At 73.0% G+C, this 25,122-nt stretch carries 20 protein-coding genes; 6 read left to right on the plus strand and 14 right to left on the minus strand.

Annotated features, from left to right (window positions below; genetic code table 11):
- Window positions 1-671: 671 nt before the first annotated feature.
- Window positions 672-1,469, plus strand: coding sequence for a class I SAM-dependent DNA methyltransferase (locus ACQPYD_RS20810; RefSeq protein WP_433697271.1), 798 nt, complete (start codon window positions 672-674; stop codon window positions 1,467-1,469).
- 112 nt (window positions 1,470-1,581) lie between these two features.
- On the opposite strand, the gene folE is transcribed toward ACQPYD_RS20810, so the two are convergent.
- The 12 genes from folE to ACQPYD_RS20870 all read right to left on the minus strand — a co-directional run bounded on the left by folE (window position 1,582) and on the right by ACQPYD_RS20870 (window position 17,056).
- The gene (folE, locus tag ACQPYD_RS20815; protein ID WP_433697272.1) at window positions 1,582-2,205 is read right to left on the minus strand and encodes a GTP cyclohydrolase I; all 624 of its coding nucleotides are present in this window, start codon (window positions 2,203-2,205) and stop codon (window positions 1,582-1,584) included.
- Between the two features lie 53 nt (window positions 2,206-2,258).
- The gene (locus ACQPYD_RS20820; RefSeq protein ID WP_267945175.1) at window positions 2,259-2,765 is read right to left on the minus strand and encodes a 6-pyruvoyl trahydropterin synthase family protein; all 507 of its coding nucleotides are present in this window, start codon (window positions 2,763-2,765) and stop codon (window positions 2,259-2,261) included.
- A gap of 337 nt (window positions 2,766-3,102) precedes the next feature.
- A complete protein-coding gene (locus ACQPYD_RS20825) occupies window positions 3,103-4,278 on the minus strand; it encodes a cytochrome P450 (RefSeq protein WP_433697273.1) in 1,176 nt (391 codons plus the stop codon).
- A 44-nt stretch (window positions 4,279-4,322) separates the two neighbouring features.
- Window positions 4,323-5,531: a cytochrome P450 gene (locus ACQPYD_RS20830; RefSeq protein WP_433697274.1), complete on the minus strand. Its 1,209-nt coding sequence runs from the start codon at window positions 5,529-5,531 to the stop codon at window positions 4,323-4,325.
- Window positions 5,531-8,668 carry an amino acid adenylation domain-containing protein gene (locus ACQPYD_RS20835; RefSeq protein ID WP_433697275.1) on the minus strand — a complete coding sequence of 1,046 codons (3,138 nt, stop codon included), beginning with the start codon at window positions 8,666-8,668 and terminating at the stop codon, window positions 5,531-5,533. The genes ACQPYD_RS20830 and ACQPYD_RS20835 overlap by 1 nt, the downstream gene beginning before the upstream one ends.
- Window positions 8,669-8,705: 37 nt before the next feature.
- The gene (locus tag ACQPYD_RS20840; protein WP_433697276.1) at window positions 8,706-9,149 is read right to left on the minus strand and encodes a pyridoxamine 5'-phosphate oxidase family protein; all 444 of its coding nucleotides are present in this window, start codon (window positions 9,147-9,149) and stop codon (window positions 8,706-8,708) included.
- Window positions 9,150-9,663: 514 nt separating this feature from the next.
- Entirely contained in the window at window positions 9,664-10,305 is a 642-nt protein-coding gene (locus tag ACQPYD_RS20845; protein WP_433697277.1) for a response regulator, read from the minus strand.
- Complete coding sequence (locus ACQPYD_RS20850; protein WP_433697278.1) at window positions 10,298-11,629, minus strand: sensor histidine kinase; 1,332 nt, start codon at window positions 11,627-11,629, stop codon at window positions 10,298-10,300. The genes ACQPYD_RS20845 and ACQPYD_RS20850 overlap by 8 nt, the downstream gene beginning before the upstream one ends.
- A 2-nt stretch (window positions 11,630-11,631) precedes the next feature.
- Window positions 11,632-12,333: an ABC transporter permease gene (locus ACQPYD_RS20855; RefSeq protein WP_267945182.1), complete on the minus strand. Its 702-nt coding sequence runs from the start codon at window positions 12,331-12,333 to the stop codon at window positions 11,632-11,634.
- 51 nt (window positions 12,334-12,384) lie between these two features.
- Window positions 12,385-13,302 (minus strand): ABC transporter ATP-binding protein, encoded by a 918-nt coding sequence (locus ACQPYD_RS20860; protein ID WP_433697279.1) that lies wholly within the window; start codon window positions 13,300-13,302, stop codon window positions 12,385-12,387.
- A gap of 380 nt (window positions 13,303-13,682) precedes the next feature.
- Window positions 13,683-15,401: an ABC transporter ATP-binding protein gene (locus ACQPYD_RS20865; RefSeq protein ID WP_433697280.1), complete on the minus strand. Its 1,719-nt coding sequence runs from the start codon at window positions 15,399-15,401 to the stop codon at window positions 13,683-13,685.
- Window positions 15,398-17,056: an ATP-binding cassette domain-containing protein gene (locus tag ACQPYD_RS20870; protein ID WP_433697281.1), complete on the minus strand. Its 1,659-nt coding sequence runs from the start codon at window positions 17,054-17,056 to the stop codon at window positions 15,398-15,400. The genes ACQPYD_RS20865 and ACQPYD_RS20870 overlap by 4 nt, the downstream gene beginning before the upstream one ends.
- A 1,082-nt stretch (window positions 17,057-18,138) precedes the next feature.
- On the opposite strand from ACQPYD_RS20870, the gene ACQPYD_RS20875 reads away from it, so the two are divergent.
- The 5 genes from ACQPYD_RS20875 to ACQPYD_RS20895 all read left to right on the plus strand — a co-directional run bounded on the left by ACQPYD_RS20875 (window position 18,139) and on the right by ACQPYD_RS20895 (window position 23,638).
- A complete protein-coding gene (locus tag ACQPYD_RS20875) occupies window positions 18,139-19,158 on the plus strand; it encodes a FecCD family ABC transporter permease (protein WP_433697282.1) in 1,020 nt (339 codons plus the stop codon).
- The gene (locus ACQPYD_RS20880) at window positions 19,155-19,991 is read left to right on the plus strand and encodes an ABC transporter ATP-binding protein (RefSeq protein ID WP_433697283.1); all 837 of its coding nucleotides are present in this window, start codon (window positions 19,155-19,157) and stop codon (window positions 19,989-19,991) included. Before ACQPYD_RS20875 ends, ACQPYD_RS20880 begins: the two co-directional genes overlap by 4 nt.
- The gene (locus ACQPYD_RS20885; RefSeq protein ID WP_433697284.1) at window positions 19,988-21,025 is read left to right on the plus strand and encodes an ABC transporter substrate-binding protein; all 1,038 of its coding nucleotides are present in this window, start codon (window positions 19,988-19,990) and stop codon (window positions 21,023-21,025) included. The genes ACQPYD_RS20880 and ACQPYD_RS20885 overlap by 4 nt, the downstream gene beginning before the upstream one ends.
- A 286-nt stretch (window positions 21,026-21,311) precedes the next feature.
- On the plus strand, window positions 21,312-21,740 hold the full coding sequence (locus ACQPYD_RS20890; protein ID WP_267945191.1) for an ArsR/SmtB family transcription factor: 429 nt from the start codon (window positions 21,312-21,314) through the stop codon (window positions 21,738-21,740).
- Complete coding sequence (locus tag ACQPYD_RS20895) at window positions 21,737-23,638, plus strand: heavy metal translocating P-type ATPase (protein ID WP_433697285.1); 1,902 nt, start codon at window positions 21,737-21,739, stop codon at window positions 23,636-23,638. Before ACQPYD_RS20890 ends, ACQPYD_RS20895 begins: the two co-directional genes overlap by 4 nt.
- 217 nt (window positions 23,639-23,855) lie before the next feature.
- On the opposite strand, the gene ACQPYD_RS20900 is transcribed toward ACQPYD_RS20895, so the two are convergent.
- Both ACQPYD_RS20900 and ACQPYD_RS20905 read right to left on the minus strand, forming a co-directional pair.
- Entirely contained in the window at window positions 23,856-24,248 is a 393-nt protein-coding gene (locus ACQPYD_RS20900) for an ester cyclase (RefSeq protein ID WP_433697286.1), read from the minus strand.
- 120 nt (window positions 24,249-24,368) lie between these two features.
- Window positions 24,369-25,061, minus strand: a complete 693-nt coding sequence (locus ACQPYD_RS20905) for an SDR family NAD(P)-dependent oxidoreductase (RefSeq protein WP_433697287.1) — start codon at window positions 25,059-25,061, stop codon at window positions 24,369-24,371.
- Between the last annotated feature and the right edge of the window lie 61 nt (window positions 25,062-25,122).

Consider the following 25,122-nt stretch of genomic DNA (forward strand, 5'->3'; position numbering starts at 1 on the left):
GACGGACCGCGCCCGGCGTGCGGGAGGGCTCTCCGGGGACGGCGCGGGACGCCGCCGGTGCGAGGGCGCCGCCGCCCCCGGGAACGCGAACACAGGAGGAGGGCATAGGCGGCCTTTCGCAATGAAGAGGGACGGAACACCACACCGAAGAGCCGTTCCCTACGGTTTCGGAGGACAATCGCTTACTACCCTGCGCACACCCGGCGAGAAACGTCTCCCCGCATTCATGTGAAGGCGGGCAACCCCGCGGTATTTCCTCTGTGGAACACTCCTTCCCGGGTGCGCACAGGACCCGTGGAACCGGGCGCAAACCTCCTTCGAGGGCTTCACCCCCGCAGTCCCCGACCAGCGCGGTAAGGCCCACTACGCTCCACGAAGACACACCGGCAAGCATGCGGAAAATCACCCGGAAGCCAAAAAAGCGACCATCCTCCACCAAGGGTGCGAAGTTTGCCCTCAGCCCTCGGAGACACGCTTCCGAGAGGAAGGAGGAGAACACCGGGAACTGTCGAACCCCCTGCCCCCCAGAAGCCCCTTTCCCATGAAACGGGTGCCCGTATCCGGCCTCAGACTTCGGAACGAAATACCTGAGTCCGGACAAGACCGGGCGGGCTCGGTGGGAGCCGCACCGCCGCCGTACCCGCCGACCGCTTTCCGGGAACAACTCCCCCATGGACACGATCGTCTACAACGACTACGACGTCGCGGCCGACTCCTACGACCGCATGGCCAGGGACCACAACCTCCCGGACCTGCTCGCCACCTGTCGGCGCGCGCTCCGGCACCACGGAACACCCGGCCGACGCCTCCTGGACCTGGGGTGCGGCACCGGCAAGGGCACGATCCCGCTCGCCGAGGACGGCTTCGAGGTCACAGGGGTGGACTCCTCCGCGCGCATGCTGGAGGTGGCCAGGACCAAGCCCGGAGCCGAGCTGGTGAGGTTCGTCGTGGGCGACGCCCGGGACCTGCCCCCGCTGGGTCCCTTCGACGCGGTGCTGAGCACGGGCGCGGTGCTCAACTACCTGGCCGACGAGGACGAACTGGCGGCCGCCTTCCGCAGTACGGCACGCGTGCTGGCGCCGGGCGGCCTGTTCGTCTTCGACATGATGGACCGGGCCGGGGCGCAGACCCTCGTCCGCGCGCCCAAGGTGGTCGAGCACGAGGACGGCATGTCGGTCTTCCGGGCGGAACGCTCGGTGCCCGCCCCGGAGAAGGTCGACCTGCGCATCGACTACTTCTCCAGGGAGGAAGGCGGGATGTGGCGGCGCACCACCTCCGGCCACGCCCTGACGATCTTCTCCCCCTCCTGTATCGAGAGCCTGCTCGCCGGGGCGGGACTGCGCGTGGAGGCACACCACATACCCGAGTCCGACGCCGGCGCCACCGACCGGCGCAAGCCCGGACAACCGCCGGAGACCATGATGATCGTCGCCCGCAAGGGCGGTGCGTCCACCGGATCCCCGTCCTGACCCGCGCCCGTGCCGGCCCCGCGCCGGGGCGGCCGGGCCGCGGCGCACCGCGGACACACCGAAGGCCCTGGTCGGAGTGGCGCCTCCGACCAGGGCCTTCAGCGGGGGGTCTCTAGACCGCCTCCGACGGCCCGTAGGAGAGCACCTGGGCCCGCAGCGCCGGATCGGTCTCCAGCTCCCCGGTCAGGTGCGTGGTGAGCATGGCGGCGCCGTGCGCCTCCACGCCCCGCAGGGTCATGCAGGCGTGCCGGGACCGGATGACGCAGGCCGCCCCCCGCACGTCCAGGTTCTTGTCGAGCGCGGCCACCGTCTGCTCGCCGATCCGCTCCTGCACCTGGGGGCGGGCGGCGTACTCCTGCAGGACCCGGGCCAGCTTGGACAGCCCGACGATGCGCGCCCCCGGGGCCGGCAGGTAGGCGACCGTGGCACGGCCGGGGAACGGCAGGAGGTGGTGCTCGCACAGGGCCACGAACGGCACGTCCACGGCCGCGATGATCCCCTGGCTGGTGGACTCCGCCGGGAACAGCACGCCCAGGTGGCGGTCCGGGTCCAGGCGCAGCCCGCGGGTCATCTCCGTGATCGCCCGGACGTACCGTTCGGGCGTGCGGCGCATGGACTCGCTGGTGCAGGGGATGCCGAGGGCCTCCAGCATGGCACGGGCGTGCTCGGCGGCTGTCTGTTCCGGAGAGGCGGGCTGGGGGCGGTCGGACGGTGCTGCGGTAGCGCTGGTGGTCACGGCTCCGACTCCTCGTTCGCGCTGGGGGATCTGGACTGCTCGGGGCGGACCGCTCACGCGCTCCCGCCGCGCCACAGGGCGCTGTTCACATGGGTCTCCGTCACACGGACGCCCTCGATCCTGGCGCCGGGCGCGTGGCCCAGCCCCACCAGGACGTCCATCGCCACCCGGCCCAGGAGCACGGCCACGGCCTCCACCGTCGGGTGGGGCAGGTTCGCCGCGAACTCCTCGGCGGGGAGCGGCTGGGGGGCGCCGAAGCGGAACAGCTTGCTGCCGTGGTCGGCCAGCACCTTGGCCAGCGGGTCGTCGACGCCGAGCATCGCCCCGTGGTCCAGGTGGGTGTCGATCCAGGAGCGCAGTTCGGCCTTGAACGCCCCGAACTCGACCACCGTGCTGGAGTCGAGGGCCGGGGCGACCGCCGACACCTCGACCCACCAGGAGTGGCCGTGCAGGTTCGTGCACTTGCCGCCCAGGTGCGGCAGCCGGTGGGCGGTCTCGAAGTTGTGCCGCACGGTGACGCCGTGGTGGGCCGGTGCGTACGTGGCGGCCGTGGTGTCCATCAGTGGATCCCCCGATACTTGTGGGCTTGCGGGCACAGGCTCCGGCGCGCGCGGTCCGTGCGGGACCCCGGCGCCGTCGTGGTGTCGGGCCGCGGACCGGGAGCGCCCCCGGTCCGGGTCCGGGGAAGGCCGGGGAACAGGACCTCGGCCTGCCCCGGGGTCTTCTGCGGGTGGGCGCGGCCGGGCGTCCCGGTCGACGGAGGGCGCCGGACCGGAGCGGGGGCCGGTCCGCCGTTGCGCGGTACGGGCGGGGGTCGTTGCACGGGCGGACACTCCTCGGGGTCCGGGGGCGGTTCCGGTGCGCGTCGGCGGCCGGTCCACGGGGTGGGGACCGGTCTCACCAGAGGACGGGCACGGCGGCGGGCATGATCGCCATCCGGTCGGGGTGCCACTCGACGTCCTGCGGGGGAACGGCGAGCCTCAGCCCTTCCAGACGGGCCAGCTCGGTCAGGGCGAGCGCCCCGACCCGGCGCGTCAGCCTGGCCCCGGGGCAGTAGTGCGGGCCGTGGCCGAAGCGCATGTGCGGGTTGGGGCGGCGGGACGGGTCGTAGGAGTCGGGGTCGGGGAAGGTGGCGGGATCGTAATTGGCGGCGTCGGCGGAGACCAGCACGAGGTCCCCCGTGCGCAGCCTCCGTCCGCCCACCTCCGTGTCATCGGTGCAGATCCGGGCCAGGGCGTTGCCCATCAGGACGCTGTAGCGCAGCAGCTCCTCGACGTGGCCCTCGACGGACCCGGGGTCGGTGCGGATCCCGGCGAGGACGCCGGGCATCCGGGCGAGGTGGAAGGCCGCGCCGCCCAGGAAGCTGGCGAGGTCCTCGTAGCCGGCGACGAAGACGACGCCGAGCACGTTGGCGAGCTGGTGCGGGGTGAGCGCGTCGCTCCCGGTGTTCATCGCCGCGAGCCGGGGGACGAGGCCCCGCCCGCCGGCACCGCCGTTCCGCCCCCGTTCGAGCAGGTGGTCGCGCAGCTGCTCCCAGTTGCGGTGGACCTCCTCGGTCGGCAGGAGCATGGTGAGATCGGTGTCGGCCCAGTGCCTGAGCCGGGGCAGGTCTGCGGTGGGCAGGCCCATCACGCGGCACATCGCCAACCCGGCCACCCGTTCCGCGAAGTGGTGCTGGAGGTCGCCCGGCGCTCCCCGCGCCACCATCTCCTCCAGCCCCCGGCGCGCCTCGGCGCGGAGCTCCTCCTCCGGCAGGTCCGGCAGTTCGCCCAGCAGGCGCCGGGCCTCCTCCAGCAGGCCGGCCCTGCCCAGGTAGGCCATGGCGTCGAGCAGTTCGGGGGCGAAGACCGGGGCGTCCTGGACGGGGCTGCCCTCGTCGGCCACCCGGGCGCGGCGGAACCGCTCCTCGCGCAGCACCCGGCGCGCCTCGGGGTAGCCGGTGACGAGCCACGCCTCGTGCCCGGCGTTGGTCGTCACGCGCGTGACGGGGCAGGTACCGCGGAGCTCGTCGGCCAGACGGTCTCCCCGGGTGCTGAACGGATAGCGCGGCAGCGCCTGTTCGGTGGTGGTCACGGCGGTGGTCTCCCTCCGGTGGGCGGTCGGATCGGGTACGGGCCTCACCAGAGCACGGGCAGCCGCAGCGGTGCGCGCAGCGGCGAGTCCTCGTTCCAGGCGAGCCGCTCCGTCGGCTCGGCCGGGCGCAGGTCCGGCAGGCGGGCGAGCAGGGTCTCCAGTCCGATGCGCAGCTCCATGCGGGTCAGGTGGCCGCCCGGGCAGTAGTGCGGTCCCCGGCCGAAGACCAGGTGGCGGTTGGGGGCCCGCCCGGGGTCGAACTCGTCGGCGCGCCCGAAGGCGTCCCCGTCCCGGTTGGCGGAGGCGATGATCGGCATGACCGCCTCCCCCTCGCGGATGCGCCGTCCCCCGATGTCCAGGTCCTCGGTGGCGACCAGGACGACGATGGCGTTCATGAGCGGCACGTGGCGCAACAGCTCCTCCACCGCCCCGGGGATCTCCCCCGGCCGCTCCCGCAGGCGCCGGACCAGTCCGGGGCGCTCCAGGAGCGTCACCAGCGCGGCCCCGAAGTGCTGGACGTTGGTCCTGTAGCCCGCCATCAGCATGCTGATGGTCACGCTGACCAGGTCCTCGTGCCCGAGGCCGCCCTCGTGGGCGGGGGTGGCGGCCAGCCCGGCGAGCAGGCCCTCGCCGCCCCCGCCCGCACAGGCGTCGACCAGCGCGGCGGCGTGGTCGCGCAGCGCGTCCAGGGCGGCCAGGGTCTTGTCGAGCGGAACCCGGGTGGCCTGCAGGACGGTCTCGATGTGCTCGGCGACGGCGGCGAACCCCGTGTGGTCGATGCCCAGGAACGCGCACAGCACGCGCAGCGGGAAGGGTTCGGTGAAGCCCGCCACCAGGTCGCCCGGCGGCCCCTGCCGTACCAGGTCGGCGGCCAGGTCCTCGGCCAGGGCCCGGACCCGGGGCTCGAGGTCCTGGAGTCGGCGGGGTGTGAAGGCGGGCGCGACCGCGCCGCGCACCCTGGCGTGGTCGGCGCCGTTCAGCTCCAGCAGGGTCAGGACCCGGCGGGGCCACTGCTCCCCCTCCCTCGGCGGCCACGTCGCGATCACGGGGCGTACCAGCCGGGGGTCGGCGAGCGCCCGGCGCACGTCGTCGTGCCGGCTGACCAGCCAGACCGGATCGCCCTCGGGGAGCCGCGCGCGGGTCACCGGGCCGTCGGCGCGCAGGGCGGCGTAGGCGCAGGGGGACCCCGGGGAGCCGGTCTCCGCCTCGGGGACCGGTGGCAGGGCCGCCCGCGGGCCGGCGGCGTCGTCCATCACGCCCTCCCCCCTTCCGCGAGCCCGCGGTCGGTCGCGACCGCGGCGGCGGGCCTGGGCCTTCGCATGAACCCGCAGCCGAAGAGGTAGTCCAGGTAGTGGTCGATGAGGGCGTCGTCGACCGGCGGGCAGGCCAGTCCCGCCTCGGCCGTGGCCGCCTCGGCGTTGGTCCTGTCCAGCCGCGGGAAGACACCCTCCAGGTACAGCTCCTTGACCGACAGGTCGGTGCCCCGGCCCCGGTCCACGCACAGCGACACGAAGGGCGCGGTGGGGCTGGTGGGGTCCTCGGCGACATGGCGCACCAGTTCGGCGACCCACTCCGCGTAGGGCAGGGTCGTGATCTCGCACCCGGCGGCGCGCATGCGCCGCACGACGTCGGCCAGGCGGCCCGGCGCCGGGTTGGTGAGGTGGTAGGTCCCGCGCGCCGGGGAGGGGCCCGTGGCCACGTGCGCGACGGTGTCGGCCAGGTGGTCCACCGGCACGAAGTCCATCGGCAGGTCGATGTCGGGCGCCGTGCCGGTCTCGGCGATCATCTTGAACATCGAGCAGATCGCGGTCTCGGTGTTGCAGATCCCGCCGCGCCGGTCCCCGGTGATCTCGTAGGGGCGGTAGACGGTCACCGGCAGCCCCGCCCCGGCGGCGTCGCGCAGCACCTGCTCGGCCACCCACTTGCTCTCGGCGTAGCCCAGGGTGAGGCGTTCGGCGTGGGCCAGGGGCGTCTCCTCGCCCACCAGGCACACACCCGCGCTGCCGAACCCGGCCAGGACGGCGATCGTGGACAGGAAGTGGACGGGGACTCGGCGCGGCGCGGCCAACCGCACGATCCGGCGGGTGCCCTCGACGTTGGCCGACCGCAGGGCCGAGTAGGGGTAGATGAAGTTGACCTGGGCGCCGGAGTGCACGATCAGGTCGAGCCGGTCGGCCAGGCCCGCCGCGTGGTCGGGGGCCAGTCCGAGCCGGTCGGCCTCCAGCTCGGCGGGGAAGCAGACGAGGCGTTCCTCGTGGTCGCGTGCCGGCAGCCCGTAGCGGGCGAGGTTGGCGAGCACCCGGCGGCGGGCGTGCCGGGGGTCGCGGGCGCGGACGGGGCAGTGCACCCGTGCGCCGGTGCGCGAGAGGAACCGGTCGACCAGGTAGGCGCCGACGAAGCCGGTGGCCCCGGTGACCAGAACGTCCGCGGGATCGCGCGGGTCGGGGACCGGGCCGCGCCGGGCGGGCAGCGCGAAACCGAGGCGCCCCTCGGCGCCGAAGTCCGTGGCCTCCTCGGACTCCCGTGCGGCGGGGGCGTCGGCGCGGGCGCGCCGGACGGCCTCGGCGAACTCCTCCACCGTCGGCCCCTCGATCAGGGAGCGGATGAGGGTGCTGCCGTGCTCCGCGCCGATGCCGAGCAGGGCGCGGGTGCGGTTGACCGCCTCCGCCGCCAGCAGCGAGTCTCCGCCGATGCGGAAGAAGTCGTCCCCCGGGCGGGGCGTCACCCCCAGCGTCGCCCGCCAGGCCGCGGCGACAGCGTCCCGCGGCGACCGGTCGCCGTCCTCCCCCGCGGGGGGCGCGGGCTCGCACGGTTCGGGGGCCGCGGACCGCTCCGCGAGGGCGGACCGCTCGGCGAGCCGGGCCCGGTCGACCTTGCCCGCCTCGGAGACCGGGAAGGACGCCCACCGGTGGAACACCCGGGGAACGGCCGCCGGGGGCAGCCAGGCCGCGCAGAAGCCCCGCAGGTCGTCGACGTCGACGCCGCGCCCGGGATCGGCGGGGGTGACGTGGGCGGTCAGGCGCGCGGCGCCGGCCTCCACGACGGCCTCGGCGACGTCGGGGTGTTCGCGCAGGCGCGCCTCGACCTCGTCGGGTTCGATCCTCTGCCCCCGGATCTTCAGCTGGCGGTCGATCCGGCCCCGGTACTCCAGGGCGCCGTCCGTGCCGAGGAGCACACGGTCGCCGGTCCGGTAGAGGCGCTCCCCGCTCCCGTCGGGCGCCGCCACGAAGCGCTCGGCGGTCAGGTCTGCGTCGCCCAGGTAGCCCAGCGCGAGGCCGGCGCCGCCGACGAGCAGCTCGCCCTCCTCACCGGCCGGGGCGGTGGTCCCGTCGGCGCGCACGACGCGACAGGTGGAGTTGGCGATCGGACGGCCGATGGGCACCGAGCGCGCCCCGTCCGCGAGTCCGCGGACCTTGTGGAACGTGGACACCACCGTGTTCTCGGTGGGGCCGTAGAAGTTGACGACCTCGGTGTCCGGGCAGGCGCGCAGCACGGCCCGGGCCAGGTCCGGGTCCATGGCCTCGCCCCCGGCCGACACGAAGTCGAGGCCGCGGAACGCCCCGGGGTCCGTCCGGGCGACGTGGTGGAAGACGCTCGTGGTGAGGTAGGCGATGTCGACGGCGTCCTCGCGCAGCCGCCGGTGCAGTGCCTCGGGGGAGACCAGTTCCTCCCGGTCGGCGATGACCAGGCAGGCGCCGCCCGTCAGCGCCGACCAGATCTCGATGGTCGAGGCGTCCGAGGACAGGCCGTAGCCGTGCAGGACCCGGTCCCCCGGGCCGGGCCGGGGCAGGCGGGGGTCGGACACCGCCAGGCGGACGACCCCCCGGTGCGGCACCGCGACCGGCTTGGGCCGGCCGGTGGAGCCCGAGGTGAACATGACGTAGGCGCAGTCGCCGGCCGTGGCGCCCGTCGGAGGGAGCGGCCCGGCCGCCGCGGGCCCGGTGTCGGCCTCGATCCCCACACGCGCGGCGAGGCGCCGCACCCGGCACACCGCCCCCGGAAGGACCACCGCGACGCGCACGCCCGCGTCCTCGGCCATCGCGTTGACGCGGGCGGGCGGGTGGTCCTGGTCCAGCGGCACGTAGGCGCAGCCCGCGCGCAGGACCCCGAGGAAGGCGACGAGCGCCTCGGGGGACCGGCGCCCGCAGACGCCGACCGCGTCGCCGGGGCGCGCCCCGGCGGCCAGCAGCCCCGCGGCCACGTCCCGGGAGCGCCGGGCCAGCTCCCCGTAGGTGAGTTCGCGCCCCCGGTGGCGGACGGCGGGGGCGCCCGGCTGTCTGGCCGCCCACGTGGCGAAGATGTCGTGCAGGAGCGCGTCGCGGAGGTGGTCGGTGACCGGACCGCGTAGGTCCGCCTCGGAGGGGGCGTGCGTTGCCGGACTCTTCGTCACGAGGGGTTCCTCTCGTCGAGTCGAGGTCGTGCTGGCGTCAGGTGAACACCGACGCGGCGAACGCGGAGAAGTCCGCCGTCCGCCAGCGCTCGGGGCGCATGCGGAAGGTGACGTCGTCGTCGAGTTGGCCGGAAGTCGCTGCCAGGTAGTCGCCGGCCTCCCGCGCGCCCAGGTAGCGGACCGCGATGGCGCGGCGCTCGTCCGGGTCGGCGGGGTCGGCGACGTCCACGACCGGCCCCTCCACGCTGACGTAGCGGTAGGGGGGCTCCTCCTGTTGCGCGCACAGGCTGAACCTGCCCGCGGCGCCGATGAGGCGCGCCTTGAGGGAGTCGCGGCCGGTCTGCACGACCACGTCGCCGCCGGGGGCGTAGGAGTACCAGACCGGCACGACCAGCGGGGCGCCGCCCGCACGGGGGTCGTCGACTCCGAGGACGCCCACGTGGACTCCGGCGAGGAACTCCTCGCGTTCGACTCGGGTCATGGCAGGGAGCATGTGCGGCCTCTCGAATGCTGCGGGGCTTTCGGGGACGGGGAGGACACGGCGTCGCCGGTGATGTCCGCGTGCGCCCTGATCATTGCCGGAGATGCCCTGGCGGCAAACGGAAATCGGAGCTTTACGCCTTGTGCACAGCGGAGATGGGTGCTTTTGCAGGCATCTGCGGCCCGGGGTGGGAGTGCATTGAGGACGAACGCTTACGGACCCGGCCACCAGTCCGAATCGGCGCGGATCATGCCGCCGCGCAGGCGCGCGCACATCTGTTCACCGAACGGACACGACCTGTCCTTCCGCGAGCGCCCCGGGGTTCACCGACCGTGCACGGCTTGTCCTCCCGCGCCCCCCGAGGGTTCGCCGACCGGCAGCCCCGCACGCCCGGCGGTGTGCCCGGACCGGGTACACCGCCGGGCCGGTTCACCGCCGGGCCGCCCCCGGTCGGCGCCGGCGCCCCACCCGGGGCAGGGGCCCGGACCGCACAGGGGCCGCCGGGAGACCGGGGTTACCCCTCGCCCAGGTCCAGCAGACCCCGCCGGAAACCCGCCGCGACGGCGGCGGCCCGGTCGTTGACGCCGAGCTTGCCGTAGATGTGCAGGACGTGGGTCTTGACCGTGGCCTCGCTGATGAACAGGCGGGCCGCCGCCTCCCTGTTGGTGGAGCCGTCGGCGATGAGCCGCAGGATCTCCAGCTCCCGGTCGCTCAGTGCCGCGGCGGGCTCGCGGACGCGGCCGACCAACCGGGTCGCCACCAGCGGGGAGAGCACGGTCTCGCCGCGCGCGGCCAGGCGGACGGCGCGCATCAGCTCCTCGGGCAGGGCGTCCTTGAGGAGGTATCCGGTGGCCCCGGCCTCGATGGCGGGACCCACGTCGCTGTCGGTCGCGTAGGTGGTCAGGACCAGGACCCGGGCCGGGAGCCCCAACCGGACCAGCTCGCGGATGGCGTGCACACCGCCCGTCCCCGGCATGCGCAGGTCCATGAGGACCACGTCGGGTTCCAGGGACCGCGCGAGCTCGACGGCACGGGCGCCGTCGGCGGCCTCCCCCACGACCTCGAACCCCGGGTCGCGGGCGAACATGCCGCGGATGCCGTCCCGGACGACGGGGTGGTCGTCGGCGATCAGGACGCGGACGGGGGCCTCACGCACCGGGGGCCTCCCTCGGAACGGCCGGGACGGAGGCGGAGACCGCCGTCCCGGAACCGGGCTCGGACTCGATCTCCAGTGTCCCCGCCAGGCGGCCCACCCGCTGCCGCATCGACGTCAGGCCGAACCCGCCGTCCGGACCCCGGCCGCCGGCCTTCGGGGCCAGGAGCGGCTCGAAGCCCGCACCGTCGTCGCGCACGTCCAGGACGACCTGGTCCTCCATGTACGACAGGGTCACGCCGACCCGGGCGGCCCGGGCGTGCCTGGCCACGTTGGCCAGCGATTCCTGGAAGGTGCGGAGCAGGACGGCCTCGACCTCCCCGTGCAGGGGACGGACCGGTCCGGTCGCGGTGAAGTCGGCGCGCACGCCGTTCAGTCGGGACCACTCGGCCGTGAGGTCGGCCAGGGCCTCGGGCAGCGGTGTGTCCTCCAGGGGCACCGGTCCCAGGGCGTGCACGGACCTGCGCGCCTCCGCCAGGTTCTCGCGGGCCAGGCGGACGGCGTTGGCGACCCGGAGCCGCCACTCGGCACGGTCCCCCTCCGCCCCGCCGGCGGAACCCCCGGCGGTCCCGCCGCCCTCCGGCGTGCTCCCGCCCCCTCCCCAGGCCTCGGCCCGTTCGGCCGCCTGGAGCTGCGCGATGATGCCGACGAACCCCTGGGCCAGGGTGTCGTGGATCTCCCTGGCCATGCGCTCGCGCTCGTCGTGCGCCCCGGCCTCGCGTGCCTGCACCAGCAGCTGGGCGTGGAGGCCCTCGTTCTCCCGGATGGTCTCCCGCAGCCGCTCCACCATCCGCCCGCGCTCGTCGCTGTGCTCCGTGGTGACCTCGCCGAGCAGGCTGAACGCCGCGACGAGGACGACCACGGCGGCGATGAAGAACAGGTACAGGAGGACGGACGGGAGCGTGGGGTCGGGCAACCCGCCCATGTAGGCGGCGACCGTGACGGCGGCGGTGGCGGCCACCCCCGCCAGCCTCCACCGGCCCCGGAGGAACTGCCACGAGTACACGTAGCCGGTGAAGCCGAAGAAGCCCGCGAACCAGACACTGCGGGCGCTGAGGACCGCGATCATCACGACCAGGACGGCGACGCAGGCGGCCGTCAGTCCCGGGCGGGAGGCCGGGCCGGGGTTCAGCGCCGTCATCGCCCACAACAGGGCCGCCGTGAGCGCTGCGAGGCCGAGCGTCTCCAGGAGCCGCGCCCGGGAGAGGTCGTGGGTGACCAGGGCCAGGAGGGTGGAGGCCGCCAGGAGGGCGTAGGGCACAGAGGCCAGGAGGCGGCGCAGCCGCTCCTCCCGCAGGCCGAGGTCGCGCTCGGACACCGTCTCCATACTCACTCCCAGCGGAAGGACCTGGCCGCGGCCAGGCCCAGGACCACGGCGTACGCGGCCATGGTGACCAGGGGCAGCGGCGCGGGGACGCCGCCGCTCCAGGCGTCGTCGAGGCTCTGCCGCAGGGCGCCCATCGGGGTGTACCCCCCGGCGAGCGCCAGGATATCGGGCATGTGCTCGACGGGCTGCATGAGTCCGCCCAGGTAGGCCAGAGGGAAGAACAGCAGCACGCCGAAGCCGTTGGCCGACCGCCCGTTGGGGGCGAGCGCGGCGATGAGCAGCCCGACGGAGAACATCGCGGCCGTGCCGGCCAGGAAGGCCGCCAGGAACCCCGCGGCCCCGGGCGCGTGGGCCCCGAGGAGGCCGATGCCCGCGACGAGCAGCAGGGAGACCGCGAACACGGTGAGGGCCAGCTGGAGCAGGAGCTGGACGGCCAGCAGGTTGCCGGGGCGGACCGGGGTCACCGAGAGCCTGCGCAGGATGCCCCTCTCCCGGTAGGAGGCCAGGGTGGTGGGGAGCAGGTAGAGGCCGACCATGCCGATCGCCAGCGTCACCGCCATCGGCAGCAGGACGGTGTCGCCCTCCGTGATCCCGCTGCCGAAGGCCACGAGGATGAAGAGGGGGATGGCCAGGGCGAACACCGCTCCGGGTTCGCGGACGAGCAGCTTGGTCTCGACGGCGGTGAGCTTGGCAAGCGTCTTCACGACGGTTCTTCCGTTCTCGGGGGCCGGGCCGCTCGGGCCCGGAGGGGGAGGCTAGGTCTGGAGGGAGCGGCCGGTCAGGGCGATGAAGGCGTCGTCCAGGGTGCGCTTGTCGATGCGCAGGTCGCGGACGAGCACGTGCTCCCGGGCCAGGGACGCGGTGACCTCGGTCGCGAAGTCCCCCCGCCCGGCCACGACGACCAGGTCGCCGGTACGGGACACCGAGGCCACCCCGGGGAGGTTCCCCAACAGTCCGCCCGGCTCGGGGGCCTCCCCGTCCATGAACCGGAAGCTCATCCGGTACTCGGCGTCGACGCCGTCGATCAGACCCTCGGGGCTGTCGAGGGCCACGACCCCGCCCCGGTCGAAGACCGCGACCCTGTCGCACAGCTCCTCGACCTCGTCCATGAAGTGGCTGACCAGGATCACGGTCACGCCCTCGGCGCGCACCCGCTTGACCAGTTCCCAGGTGGCCCGGCGGGCCTGGGGGTCGAGCCCGGTGGTGAGCTCGTCCAGGAACGCGACCCTGGGATCCCCGACCAGGGCCAGGGCGATGAACAGGCGCTGCTTCTGCCCGCCGGACAGCTTCGCGAACCGGGCGTCGCGCTTGTCCGCGAGCCCCCACCTCTCCAACAGCTCACGCCAGTCGCGCGGCCTGTCGTAGAAGGAGGCGTACAGGTCCAGCGCCTCCCACACCTTGATGTTCTCGGGCAGCTGCGTGTGCTGGAGCTGGACACCGATGTGCTCCCGGAGCTCCGCCCCCTGCCCCACGGGGTCCAGCCCGAGCACCCGCACGGTCCCGGAGTCGGGGCGCCGCAGGCCCTCCACGCACTCGACGGCGGTGGTCTTGCCCGCACCGTTGGGCCCGAGTATCCCGAAGACCTCCCCCTCCTCCACGGAGAAGGAGACCCGGTCCAGGACCACCTGCTTGCCGTACCTCTTGCTGAGCTCTGTGACCTCGACGATCGCCATGCCCACAAGCCTGTCCGCCCGGGCCCCGGAGCGGATCGCCCGTCCGGCCCCGATCCCCCGCGCATCCGGCCGACCCCCGGCATCCACCGTTCGGTGGATGCCGGTCCTCCCGGTCGCGGGACCGCGACCCGCCCGGCGGGGGGAGCGTTGCCCGGCCGTGCTCGTCTCGCAGCCGGCTCCGTCGCCGCACTTCCCGGACGGGGTGCCGTACCGCCCCCTTCCGGGCGCAGCGGGCCCTCCTGCGCCGGAGGTCGCCGGCGCCCGGCGCCATCGGACCCCCTCGCCTCGGGGACCGGCTGTCGGGAGCTCCCGCGTCGGAGCGGGCGGCCCCGGGCGCCGGTGAACAGGTCCTGGTGCCGACGGACCCGACGAGCCCGGTGTCAGGTGTGCGCTGACCGCGTCCGGGCCTCCGGAGCCGCGTCCCCCGCCCCGGCAGGAGCGGTGCCGGCGACGTCCACGACGTGTTCGAGACGCGCGAGGGTCTCGGCACGGTGGGAAGCGACGAGGACCGTACCGGGGAAGTCGGCGATGATGTCCGAGATCACTCGCTCGGTGGCGGGGTCGAGGCTGGCCGTCACCTCGTCGACGAGGAGGACCCGCGGCCGCCGTACGAGTGCACGGGCGAGGCACAGGCGTGCTCGCTGGCCCCCCGAGAGGCGTACGCCGGCTTCGCCGAGATCGTCGTCGAGACCGATCCAGTCGGCCGCGCCGACGCGTTCCATCATCGTGTTCAACTCACTGTCCGGCCGCGGGGCGCCGCCGCGCAGCAGGTTGTCCCGGACGGTGCCGTGGAAGAGCACGGAATCCTGGTCGACCAGGGCGACCGACTCGCGTAGAGCGCGGTCGTCGACGTCCGCGACGGACACTCCCGCGCCTTGGGTCGTGACGAGTTCCACGATGCCGGACGAAGGATCCCAGAGACGGGCCGCGAGAGCGATCACGGTGCTCTTGCCCGAGCCGGAGGGCCCCTTCAGCCCCACGTGTGCCCCGGGGGCCACTTCCAGGGACCAGGAGGTGAGAACGGGCGGCCGGTCCTCGTAGGCGAAGCACACGTCGCGAAAGCGCAGACCGAGCGGTCCGGGCGGCAGTTGCCGCGGGTTGTCGGACACCGCGACGACCGGGGGCCGGTTGATCCCGGATGTCACGCGCTCGGCGTCGGCGACGAGGGGGTGCAGCCGTGTGAAGGTGGCTGTGGCGTCCGTGACCGCCGCGACGCCGACCAGGGCCAGGGCGATCAGGGCGGGCAGCTCGGCCGGGGAGAGTCGTGCCTGTGCGGTGTCCGAGAGCACGCCGGCGGCGGCGCTTCCCACGACGATGACGCCGATGACCACTGCGGTGGTGATGGACTCGCGCAGCGAGGTGACCAGTTGCTCGAGCAGTTCGCGGCGGCGCGCGATGGCGGTGGCGCGCGCGGTGGCCGCGCTCGTCTCGGCGACGACCTGCGGGGACAGGCCGTAGGCGAGCACCTCGCGCAGTGCGCCCAGGGCGTCGACGATCCGTGTGGACAGGTCGGATCGTTCCCGCTGCTCCTGTTCCCCCAGGCGTCTGGCCGTTCGCGCCCAGTACAGCGCGCTGCTCGCCAGGACGAGGCTGGCCGTGAAGACGACGAGCCCGGCCTCCGGCAACAGGATCGAAGCGGTGGTCAGGGAAGCGGTGAACAGCGTGAGGGAGGCACCGAGCTGGGCGATCGTGTGGGCGTAGAAGAACTCGAGCTTCTCGATGTCGTCCATCGCCACGGTGGCGGCGCGGCCCGAGTGCTCGCGGCGCCGGCCGGGGACGCTGCGCGCGTACGCGTCGAACAGCGCCATGCGCAGCCGGGCCAGAACACGGTAGGCCAGAGCATGCGAGACGTCCATTTCCCGCCATGTCAGGACGACGCGCAGCAGCACGAGCCCGATGATCACGGCCCACCACGCGGGTTCTGGCGCTGTTCGCTCCACGACGGCGTGGCCGACGACCCAGGCGGTGAGGATCGTGGCGCCGGCCAGGGTCAGCGCGCTCGCGGTACCGACGGCATAGCTCCACAGCATTCCGCGCCATTCCGGTCGCAGGACGGGAAGCAGCCCGCGGAAGGTGTCGGCCGCGGAGAGGGGGGTCATGACGGGTTCCTGTCCAGGTGCACCGGGCCGAGGTGCAGTACGTGAGAGACCCCGGTGAGGGATTCGGGACGGTGGCTGATCATCACGACGACGCGGTCGCGGGCGACGCGGTGCAGCGTGTCGATGACACCGGCGGCCCGATCGGCGTCCAACGCGCTCGTGGGTTCGTCCACGAGAAGGACCGGCCGGCGCGCGAGCAGCGCACGGGCGAGGGCAAGTCTCTGGCGTTGACCGCCTGACAGGTTCGTGCCGGCTTCGGCGACCTCGGTGGAGAAGCCGAGTGGAAAACCCCGGATCTCGTCCAGGATCCCGGCGGCCTCGCAGGCGGCGAACAGTTCCGCCTCTTCGGGGTCGCCGGTGACGGCGAGGTTGTCGCGGATGGTCCCGGCGAAGAGCACGGGCCGTTGGGAGACCACGGCGATATCGGAGGTGCGCAGAGGCCGCCCGTCGAGTTCGACGTGCCCCGCACGTGGGACGAGGAAGCCGAGGAGGAGGTCGAAGAAGGTGGACTTTCCCGCCCCGGAGGCTCCGACGACGGCGGTGAGGGTCCCCCTCCGGGCGGTCAGGTCGAAGTCCTCGAGGACGTCCCGGTGGGCGTCGGGGTAGCGGAAGGTCAACCCCCTCACGCTCAGCAGGTCCGCCGTACGGTCGGCGTGGGCCCGTCCCCCGGGAGCGGGCGTCGCGGAATCCGGAGCGGTGCCGCGCGGTTCGGTGAACGCCCCGATGCGGTCCAGGGCGGGGACCGCGGTGAGTCCGAGGAACCCGGCGTGCCAGTGCCGTGAGAGGTCGCGGATGGGCCGGAAGGCCTCCGAGGCCAGGAGGAGGACCAGGTAGACCTCGACGGCCGGGGCCTGTCCTGTGACCGCGTGCGCGGTGGCGGCGATCGCGGCGGCGACCACCCCTGCCTGGACGGCGAGGTCGGTGACGGCCGTTTCGGCCAGGGAACCGCGCATGACGCGTTCGGTGGCGCGGCGCAGTGCCTCCGAACGGCCGTCCAGCCGTTCCCGGGTTCCCGACACATCGCCCAGGGTACGCAGGGTGGCCATGCCGCGGAGTGATTCGAGCAGGTCGGCGCTGAGCGCGTCGTAACTGTCCCAGTGATCGAGCCCGCGCCGGGCCATCATCCGCTTCCAGGCCAGGGGACCCAGCAGCGCGAACACGACGGCGGCGGCGACCAGCAGCCCGGCTCCCGGTGAGAGCAGGAACAGCCCGAACACGGTGATCGCGCAGGTGGGGAAGATGTGCATGACGGCGGGGATGTACTTGGAGACGTAGGCGTCGGTGCCGTCGACGCCGTCGCCGAGGCCCGAACGCATCGACCCGTCGCGGGCGGCCGTGTCGTGCAGGCGTCGGGGTACGAGCGCCGCCGCCATGGCGCGGCCGCGCACCGCTTGTCGGACCCGGCCTCCCAGCAGCGTCGCGGCAGAGGTCTGTGCCAGGGAGAGCGCCAGTCTCAGCAGCGCGATACCGACGATGAGCGCGACCGCCACGAGCACGTCCCGGGGGCGTCCGTCCAGCACCGCCGACATCGACCAGGCGATCGCCCCGGCCTGGCCGAGATGGGTGAGGAAGACGAGCACCAGCAGTCCGACGCTCCAGGCCAGAGCCGCGGGGAATCGAGCTGCCTCCCGCCACAGCTGGGGGACGATCATCATGCGTCGGGCTCCTTGTCGAGGACGTGTCCGCCGGGAAGCATCGCCGGGGCGTGGACGATCCGGCGGTTGTGTGCGGCGGCGAACCCTGGCACCGGGCGGCGGCGCCACCGCCCGGTCAGAACGCCCGAACCGCACAGGCCGGCGGCGGCGCGGTGGGACCGCCGCAGGTCCTCGGTGGACCCGCCGGGGGAAGCGCTCGTGGAAACCGACCACGTCCGGCCCGATGCGTTTGATGTGCCGGCTACGCGGACTCCTCGATCTCGGTGACGATCCGGTCGTTCACGACGAGACCCCTTTTACAGCCGGATCGCGCGCTGGTGCTCCGTACCGACGCGTGTCCGTGGGGGCGAACGCCACACACCGTACTTGAAAATGATTTTCACTTACAATAGCTTTGCCCCATGAACCCCCAGAAGCTCCTTGTGACCGACTGCCGTGCGGTACGCACGTACGCCGTCGGCGGCGGGGCCGCGAGTGAGCTCGGCGACGCGGTCCCGGCCGGACACGCCGGGGTTCTCACGCTGCTTCCGCGCGGTCGGAGGAGCTCCGCGCCGGCCTTCCGGGGCGACGACGGCTCGGTGGGTTCGGTGGCCCGGACACCCCTGGGGGCATCGAGCACCTGCGCCGGCTCTCCCCCTGGAACGCGCCATGGCCCCCACTCCCGCCTGCACTCCCCCTCGCGTTCTCGGCGGCGTGCCCGCTGAGGATTCCCGGGTGAACACCGCCGACACCGCGGCGGTCGTCCGAGCGGTGCGGCGCGCAGGCGGCGACGCCACCGTGTAGCGCGTGCCGCGCACCGGTCACGGCAGCAACCACCTCGCCAGCCCCCACCTTCCCGGGGCGACCGTCCTCAGCTTCGCCGCCCCGACCGGGTCACGCACGACCTGGCCACAGACCACCTGAAAGAGCAACCACCGCTGATGGCAAGAACAACCACGGGGGGACGCGCGCCGACCCCCCTTCACCTCCTGCTGTGCAGGGCGCGGCCAGAGGGTGACGCGCCCGACGGCCCGCAGGGTCCCCCCGGAACCACGCGAGCAGCCGGCCGCCGACGACGCGGCGCCCTCGCCGTTCGCCTACTCGTGCCGACCCTCGTTCTCGTCCTGGTGGCGGTCCTCCTGCTGTCGACGACCGTCGGGACGATCCCCGTCTCCCCGACGGACGCCCTGCGTATCGTCATCGGCCACCTCGTGCCCGGCATGCCCTGGATGTCCGACGGATCACTGAGCACATTGCAGGACAACGCCATCTGGCAGTTCCGGCTCCCCCGCGCGCTCCTGGCCGCGACCGCCGGGGCCGCACTCGCCCTGGCCGGTGCGCTGATGCAGGCCGTGGTGCACAACTCCCTGGCCGAGCCCTACATCCTGGGCGTCTCCGCCGGCGCGGGCGTCGGCGCGGTGTCGTTCATCGTGCTGGGCGTCGGTGTCAGCTCCCTGGGGATGGGAACCGCGGCGTTCGTGGGAGCCCTGATGGCCACGGCGGCCGTCTACCTCCTCGCCCACAAGAACGGGCGCATCGCACCACAGCGCCTCATCCTCGCGGGGGTCGCCCTCGGCTCCCTGTTCAGCGCCGTGACCAGCTACCTGACCATTGCCACCGACGCCCAGAACGTCTTCAGCATCATGTTCTTCCTGCTGGGCTCGGTCTCCGCCGCCACGATGGCACACCTCGCCCTGCCGGTGGCGGCCCTGATCGCCGTGGGACTCTACGCGGCGTTCCGGGCGCGCGCCCTCAACGCCCTGCTCATCGGAGACGACGCGGCCGCGTCACTGGGCGTCAACGTCAACCGGATGCGCAGCGGGGTCCTTGTCGCCGCGGCCCTGCTGACCGGGTCCGTGGTCGCGGTCTGCGGCGGCATCGGCTTCGTCGGCCTGGTCATCCCCCATATCTCACGCATCCTCGTCGGCGCCGACCACCGGAAGATGCTCCCGGTCGCCCTTCTGGGAGGCGCGGCGTTCCTCGCGACCTGCGACCTGTTGGCCCGTACCCTCGCAGCCCCGTCGGAGATCCCGCTGGGCGTGCTCACCGCACTGATCGGAGCGCCCTTCTTCCTGTGGCTGTTGCGGCGGGACCGCGCGGGAAGCGTGGGGGTGGACCGATGAGGGTGGACATCGAGCACCTGGCCGCCCACCGCGGTGGACGGCCGGTCGTGAGCGACGTGAGCATCCAGGTGCCCTCGGGCTCCGTGCTGGGACTGCTCGGTCCCAACGGGAGCGGCAAGTCCACACTGCTCCGGGTGGCCTCCGGCCTGGCCGCTCCCTCGTCCGGACGTGTGAGCCTGGACGGCACCGACATCACCGCCCTCAAACGCACGGACCTGGCCCGTCGCGTGGCGGTGATGGCCCAGGAGCACAGCGAGGAGTTCGAGATGCCCGTGCTCGACATGGTCCTGCTCGGGCGGATCCCGCACGGACGCGGATACGGTCGCGACTCCGACCAGGACATCGCCACAGCGCAACAGGCCCTGGAACGCGTGGGAGCCGCGCACCTGGCGGACCGCTCGTTCTCCGCGCTGTCCGGGGGTGAGCGGCAACGGGTCCTGTTCGCCCGCGCGCTCGCCCAGGACACCCCGGTCCTGGTCCTCGACGAACCGACGAACCACCTCGACATCGCCCACCAGATCGAACTCCTCGATCTGATCAGGTCCACCGACCGCACCGTCCTGGTCGCTCTGCACGACCTGAACCTCGCGGCGCGCTCATGCGACACCGTCGGCGTTCTCCACCAGGGACGCCTGCTCTCTCTCGGGGCTCCGGAGGAAGTCCTCCACACCGACCTGATCCGCTCGGTCTTCGGTGTGGACTCGACCTCGGTCGCCCACCCCCTTTCCGGACGGCGCCATTTCCTCTTCGACTCCCGCAGTCCGGAGAGTCCGAACGGCCGCCCCACGACCCACCAGTTCTCCCGAACCCAGGAAGAGACCGAAGCCCCATGACACATCCCTCAGCCGAGACCCCGTCGGTGTTCCGCGGCCGTCTCCCGAACCTCGCGGTCGCGTGCACCGCTCTCGTGGCGCCCTTGCTGCTGACCGCCTGCGGCACGGGGGTCGTCAGCCCGGAGGAGACCGCGGATGCGGGGGAAGCGGTGGTGATCACCAACTGCGGACGCGAACTCTCCTTCGGGGCCACGCCCACCAGCATCGTCGGGATGATGCCCTCCCAGACCGAACTGCTCATCCGGCTCGGCGTCCAGGACTCCCTGGTCGGCCAGGCCCAGACCGCCGTCTCACCGTTGTCGGACGACATCGCCGAACACGCGGCCGACGTCCCTGAGATCAGCACCGACGCGCCGCCGGCACGTGAGGACCTGCTCGCCGTCGAACCCGATCTCGTCGTCTCCCCCACGGAGTACGAGTTCACCGCCGAACAGGGCTTCGCCGGAATCGACCAGCTGAACCAGAACGGCGCCGAGGCCTATGTCGCGACCGGGGGATGCGCGGAGCGCCGCAACACCGCAGAGGTCACCGACCTGTTGACGGACATCGCCAACCTCGGTGAGATCCTGCGTGTTCCCGACGCCGCGGAGGAGCTCACCCAGGAGTCGGAGGAGCGGCTGGCCGCCGTCGAATCCGCGATCAGCGGCTCGCCGCGCCCCACCGTCGCCCAGGTCTTCATCGAGGGCAACTCGCTGTCGGCGATCGGCGCCGGCGTCGAGGCGGACATCATCGCCACGGCCGGCGGGGACAACGTCTTCGATCCCGACTCCCCCGAGTTCGCGGACTTCTTCGCCGCCGAGATCAACCCCGAGGAGATCATCAGCCGGGCCCCCGACGCCATCGTGTTCGGAGTGAGCGGGCCCGGGAACGAGGAGCGGTCGCTCGACTACCTTCGCAGCACCTTCCCCGACCTTCCCGCCGTGGAGAACGACCTCCTCATCGCCGTTCCCTCCAGCGATCTGCACCCCGGCACCCTCGGAAACATCGAGGCGGTGGAGACGATCGCCCACCGCCTCTACCCCGACGCGTTCTGAGCCAGGGTCTCCTGCCGGAGCGAAGGCCGGGCCGCATCGCTGCGAAGCACCCCGGTGACGTCGTCCATGCCGGAGATCCCCGCGAGAGGCGGCCCCGTCGACCGGGGCCGGGCCGTTCCACGGCGTCGGTGACGACCCGTGGGACGGCCCGGCCCCCGCCTTCGAGGCCACCCCGTCCGGGAGCGGGCCGAGGCGCCCCCGCGCCCGAGCGCGTCGGCGCCGCACTGCCCCCCGCCGCCTCGCACCCCGCTTTGCCCTCGAAGCACTCGAACCTTATTATATTCGCATGAGTGAAGGTAAGAAGGTTTGCAGCTTCGGGCCGGACAGCCCCTACGTGGATCTCGCGGCGGAGGTGTTCAGACTCCTCGCCGACCCCACCAGAATCAGGATCATCCTGGCCCTGCGCGAGACCGAGCACTCGGTCGGCGAGCTCGCCGAAGCCGTCGGCAAGTCGCCGACCACCGTCTCCCAACACCTGGCCAAACTGCGCTGGGGCCGGATCGTGGCCACCCGCCAGGAGGGCACCCGGGTCTTCTACCGCCTCCAGGACGAGCACGCCCGAGAACTGGTCGCCCAGGCGGTCTTCCAGGCCGAGCACGCCCTGGACGAAACCCCCGCCCACCACCGTGCCGGAGTCGATGCGCGCCCGCACCGGGGCACGGCCGCCTCCTGCCCCGCCGCAGACACCGGCGACACCGCCCAGGAACAGGCATGACACCGCCCCGGGCTCCGGCCGTCGTCCAGGACCGGGTCCTGCCCCGGCCCCCTTCGGTCCTCGCCACCGGACTGAAGCTGCCCGAGGTGCGCTGGGCCCTGGCCGCGCTGGCCCTGTTCCTCCTGGGTTGGGGGCTCCAGCTGAGCGGCGCCCCGGCGCCGCTGTGGTGGAGCCTCTACCTGGCCTGCTACGCCACCGGCGGCTGGGAACCCGCCCTGGCCGGGCTGCGCGCCCTGCGCGAGAAGACCCTGGACGTCGACCTCCTGATGATCGTCGCCGCCATCGCCGCGGCCTCGATCGGGCAGGTCTTCGACGGGGCCCTGCTCATCGTCATCTTCGCGACCTCCGGCGCACTGGAGGTCGTCGTCACCCAGCGCACCGCGGACTCGGTCGACTCCCTGCTGAACCTGGCCCCCGAACAGGCCACCCTCCTGCACGGGGACGGCACCACGACCACGGTCGCCAGCCGCGACCTGGAACCCGGGGAGCGCATCCTGGTCCGCCCCGGGGAACGCATCGGCGGCGACGGGACCGTGGTCGAGGGAACCAGCGAGGTCGACCAGCAGGCCATCACCGGCGAGTCCGTGCCCGTGGTCCGCGGGGTGGGCGACGAGGTCCTCTCGGGCACCGTCAACGGCACCGGCACCCTCACCGTGCAGGTCACCCGGCCCGCCTCCGCATCCGTGATCGCGCGCATCGTCACCCTGGTCGAGGAAGCCTCCGAGACCAAGGCCAGGACCCAGCTGTTCATCGAGAAGGTCGAACAGACCTACTCCTTCGGCGTGGTCGTCGCCACCCTCCTGGTACTGGCCGTGCCGATGCTGTTCTTCGGCCACGCCTTCGAGGACGCGCTGCTGCGCGCGATCGTGTTCATGATCGTCGCCTCCCCCTGCGCGGTGGTGCTCTCCACCATGCCGCCGCTGCTGGCCTCCATCGCCAACGCCGGCCGCCACGGCGTCCTGGTCAAGTCCGCGACCGTCATGGAGGGCATCGGCCGCACCACTGTGATCGCCTTCGACAAGACCGGCACCCTCACCGAGGGCGCCCCCGAGGTCACGGACATCGGTCCCGTGACCGGCCACGGCGCCGACACGGTCCTGGCCCTGGCCGCGGCGGTCGAGCACTACAGCGAACACCCCTTGGGCCGGGCGATCGTGCGCGCCGCCGCCGAACGCGACCTGCCCCTGCAGGAGGTCACCGGCTTTCGGGCCCTGCCCGGACTCGGGGTCGTCGGCCGTGTGGACGGGAGCACCGTGACCGTCGAGCGGGGCGCCGCCGACTCCTCCACCACCGGCACCCTGGTACAGGTGCGACGCGACGAGTCGCTGATCGGAACGATCACGCTGACGGACCGGCTGCGTCCGGACGCCCCCGCGGCGGTCCGTGCCGCAGCCGACCTCATCGGAGCTCCCGCGGTACTGCTGACCGGCGACAACCCGGCCGCCGCGGCCACGGTGGCCGAGCGCACCGGCATCGGCACGGTACACGCCTCTCTGCTGCCACAGGACAAGGTCGCCCTCGTCACCGGCCTGGAGGCCCGAGGCGAGAGGGTCCTGCTGGTCGGCGACGGCATCAACGACGCCCCCGCCCTGGCGTCCGCCTCCACGGGGGCGGCCATGGGCCGCCGGGGCTCGGACCTGGCCCTGGACACCGCCGACGTGATCATCGTGCGGGACGAGCTCGGCTCGGTGGCCAACCTGGTGCGACTGTCCCGCAGGGCCCGCCGGTACGTGATCGCCAACCTCGCCGTCGCCGCCACCGTGATCACGGTCCTGGTCACGTGGGACCTGGTCGCCACGCTGCCGCTGGCGCTGGCGGTGGCCGGACACGAGGGATCCACCGTGCTGGTCGCGCTCAACGGCGCACGCCTGCTGCGCCGCTCCGCCTGGGAGGCGTGAAGGAGCGGGCCTCCAGGCCCGGCGATCAGGACGGCCGGCTTCCGAGGCCGGGAGGACGGCCGGGGCGACCTGAGGCCCCCGCGCCGGAAGCCCATGGAGAGAACGCTCCCCGCCTGCCGGAACCGCTACGGCGCCGCCCGGGAGGCGTTCGTGCGGAGGCAGGCGGGGACCGGGCGTCCGGAAGGTTCGATGAAGGGGCTGGCTGCGGCCCCGGTGGTCAGCCGGCCAGTTGCCGATCCAGATCCGAGGCGTCGTGCAGGGCTGTCATCTGCGCGAAGCGTCCGTCCCGGATCTCGTAGACGGCGTATTCGACGATCTCGAACGAGGCGCCGGTGGGAGCCGCTCCGAGCCATTCCCTCACGGGGGTCCCCGTGTTGATCGCCCGTACCGCCGCGCGGTCGCCGTCGACGAGGAACTCCTGGAGCTCCCAGTGGAAGTCCGGCACTGCTTCGATGTCCGCCTTCTGGAGCGCGATGACGGTGTCCCGGGTGCCCGGAACACCGTTCAGCACGACTTCGTCGTGGATGAACTCGTCCATGCCGTCGAACTTGTGGGCGTTGAGCTCCCCGACGTAACGACGGTAGAACTCGTGGATGTCAAAGTCGGCCATGACGTCTTCCTCTCCGGGCCCGGTCGGGAGCCGCACCGGAATCCCGACGACTCGCGATGCCCTCCGCGGACCGGCCGTGACGGCGGTCGCTCCTGCTTCTCCTCCGGGGTCCGCACGGGCTCACCAGGGCAACTCCCCGAATTCGTCCTGGAAGGTCCCGGTCGGACCGTGCGCGTCGAGACCCGCCAGACGCACGACGGCCCTCGCGCTCTCCGCGGGCGGCCTTCCGATTCCGAAGGCGGCCGTCATGTCCGTGGCGGTGGTGCCGGGCTCCAGCGCGTTGAACCTGATGCCCGGCTCGGACTTGGCGTACTGGAGCGTCAGCATGGTGGCCGCCGTCTTGGACGCGGAGTAGAGGGCGAGAGCGGACGGCAGGTGGAACTCCGGCCGCTCGGGGTTGGTCACCGCCCAGAACGACCCGGCACTGCTCGACACGGTCACCACCGTGGGGTTGGAGGATCTGCGCAGCAGGGGCAGCGCCGCTTCCGTGACGCGCACGATGCCCACCACGTTGGTGTCGAAGACCCGCAGGGCCGTGGGACCGTCGGGGGCCCCGAGCACCTGGATTCCCGCGTTGTTCACCAGGACGTCGAGCCGGCCCTCGGCCGAGTCGATGGCGCCCAGCGCATCGGCCACCGACGCGTCGTCGGTCACGTCGAGCTGCACGAAGCGCGCGCCGGCCTCCGCCGCCGCCCTCTCGCCCCGTCCGACGTCGCGCGCGCCGATGTAAACGGTGTGGCCCAACGCCACGAGCTGTTGGGCTGTCTCGAAACCGATGCCCTTGTTGGCGCCGGTGATCAATGTGACGGTCATGCCCGTCCCCTCGAAATAGATGTCGCGATCGGGTCGTGGGGAACGCTATGCACGGTCGCGC

It is taken from the genome of Nocardiopsis sp. CA-288880, from assembly GCF_050955985.1.
Classification (GTDB): domain Bacteria; phylum Actinomycetota; class Actinomycetes; order Streptosporangiales; family Streptosporangiaceae; genus Nocardiopsis; species Nocardiopsis tropica.

What these genes read in the sequence shown, in the direction of transcription:
- ACQPYD_RS20810 (WP_433697271.1), top strand. Translation starts at nt 672, where the DNA reads ATGGACACGATCGTCTACAACGACTACGACGTCGCGGCCGACTCCTAC.
- ACQPYD_RS20820 (WP_267945175.1), bottom strand. Translation starts at nt 2,765, where the DNA reads ATGGACACCACGGCCGCCACGTACGCACCGGCCCACCACGGCGTCACC.
- ACQPYD_RS20830 (WP_433697274.1), bottom strand. Translation starts at nt 5,531, where the DNA reads ATGGACGACGCCGCCGGCCCGCGGGCGGCCCTGCCACCGGTCCCCGAG.
- ACQPYD_RS20840 (WP_433697276.1), bottom strand. Translation starts at nt 9,149, where the DNA reads ATGACCCGAGTCGAACGCGAGGAGTTCCTCGCCGGAGTCCACGTGGGC.
- ACQPYD_RS20850 (WP_433697278.1), bottom strand. Translation starts at nt 11,629, where the DNA reads ATGGAGACGGTGTCCGAGCGCGACCTCGGCCTGCGGGAGGAGCGGCTG.
- ACQPYD_RS20860 (WP_433697279.1), bottom strand. Translation starts at nt 13,302, where the DNA reads ATGGCGATCGTCGAGGTCACAGAGCTCAGCAAGAGGTACGGCAAGCAG.
- ACQPYD_RS20865 (WP_433697280.1), bottom strand. Translation starts at nt 15,401, where the DNA reads ATGACCCCCCTCTCCGCGGCCGACACCTTCCGCGGGCTGCTTCCCGTC.
- ACQPYD_RS20870 (WP_433697281.1), bottom strand. Translation starts at nt 17,056, where the DNA reads ATGATGATCGTCCCCCAGCTGTGGCGGGAGGCAGCTCGATTCCCCGCG.
- ACQPYD_RS20880 (WP_433697283.1), top strand. Translation starts at nt 19,155, where the DNA reads ATGAGGGTGGACATCGAGCACCTGGCCGCCCACCGCGGTGGACGGCCG.
- ACQPYD_RS20885 (WP_433697284.1), top strand. Translation starts at nt 19,988, where the DNA reads ATGACACATCCCTCAGCCGAGACCCCGTCGGTGTTCCGCGGCCGTCTC.
- ACQPYD_RS20890 (WP_267945191.1), top strand. Translation starts at nt 21,312, where the DNA reads ATGAGTGAAGGTAAGAAGGTTTGCAGCTTCGGGCCGGACAGCCCCTAC.
- ACQPYD_RS20895 (WP_433697285.1), top strand. Translation starts at nt 21,737, where the DNA reads ATGACACCGCCCCGGGCTCCGGCCGTCGTCCAGGACCGGGTCCTGCCC.
- ACQPYD_RS20900 (WP_433697286.1), bottom strand. Translation starts at nt 24,248, where the DNA reads ATGGCCGACTTTGACATCCACGAGTTCTACCGTCGTTACGTCGGGGAG.
- ACQPYD_RS20905 (WP_433697287.1), bottom strand. Translation starts at nt 25,061, where the DNA reads ATGACCGTCACATTGATCACCGGCGCCAACAAGGGCATCGGTTTCGAG.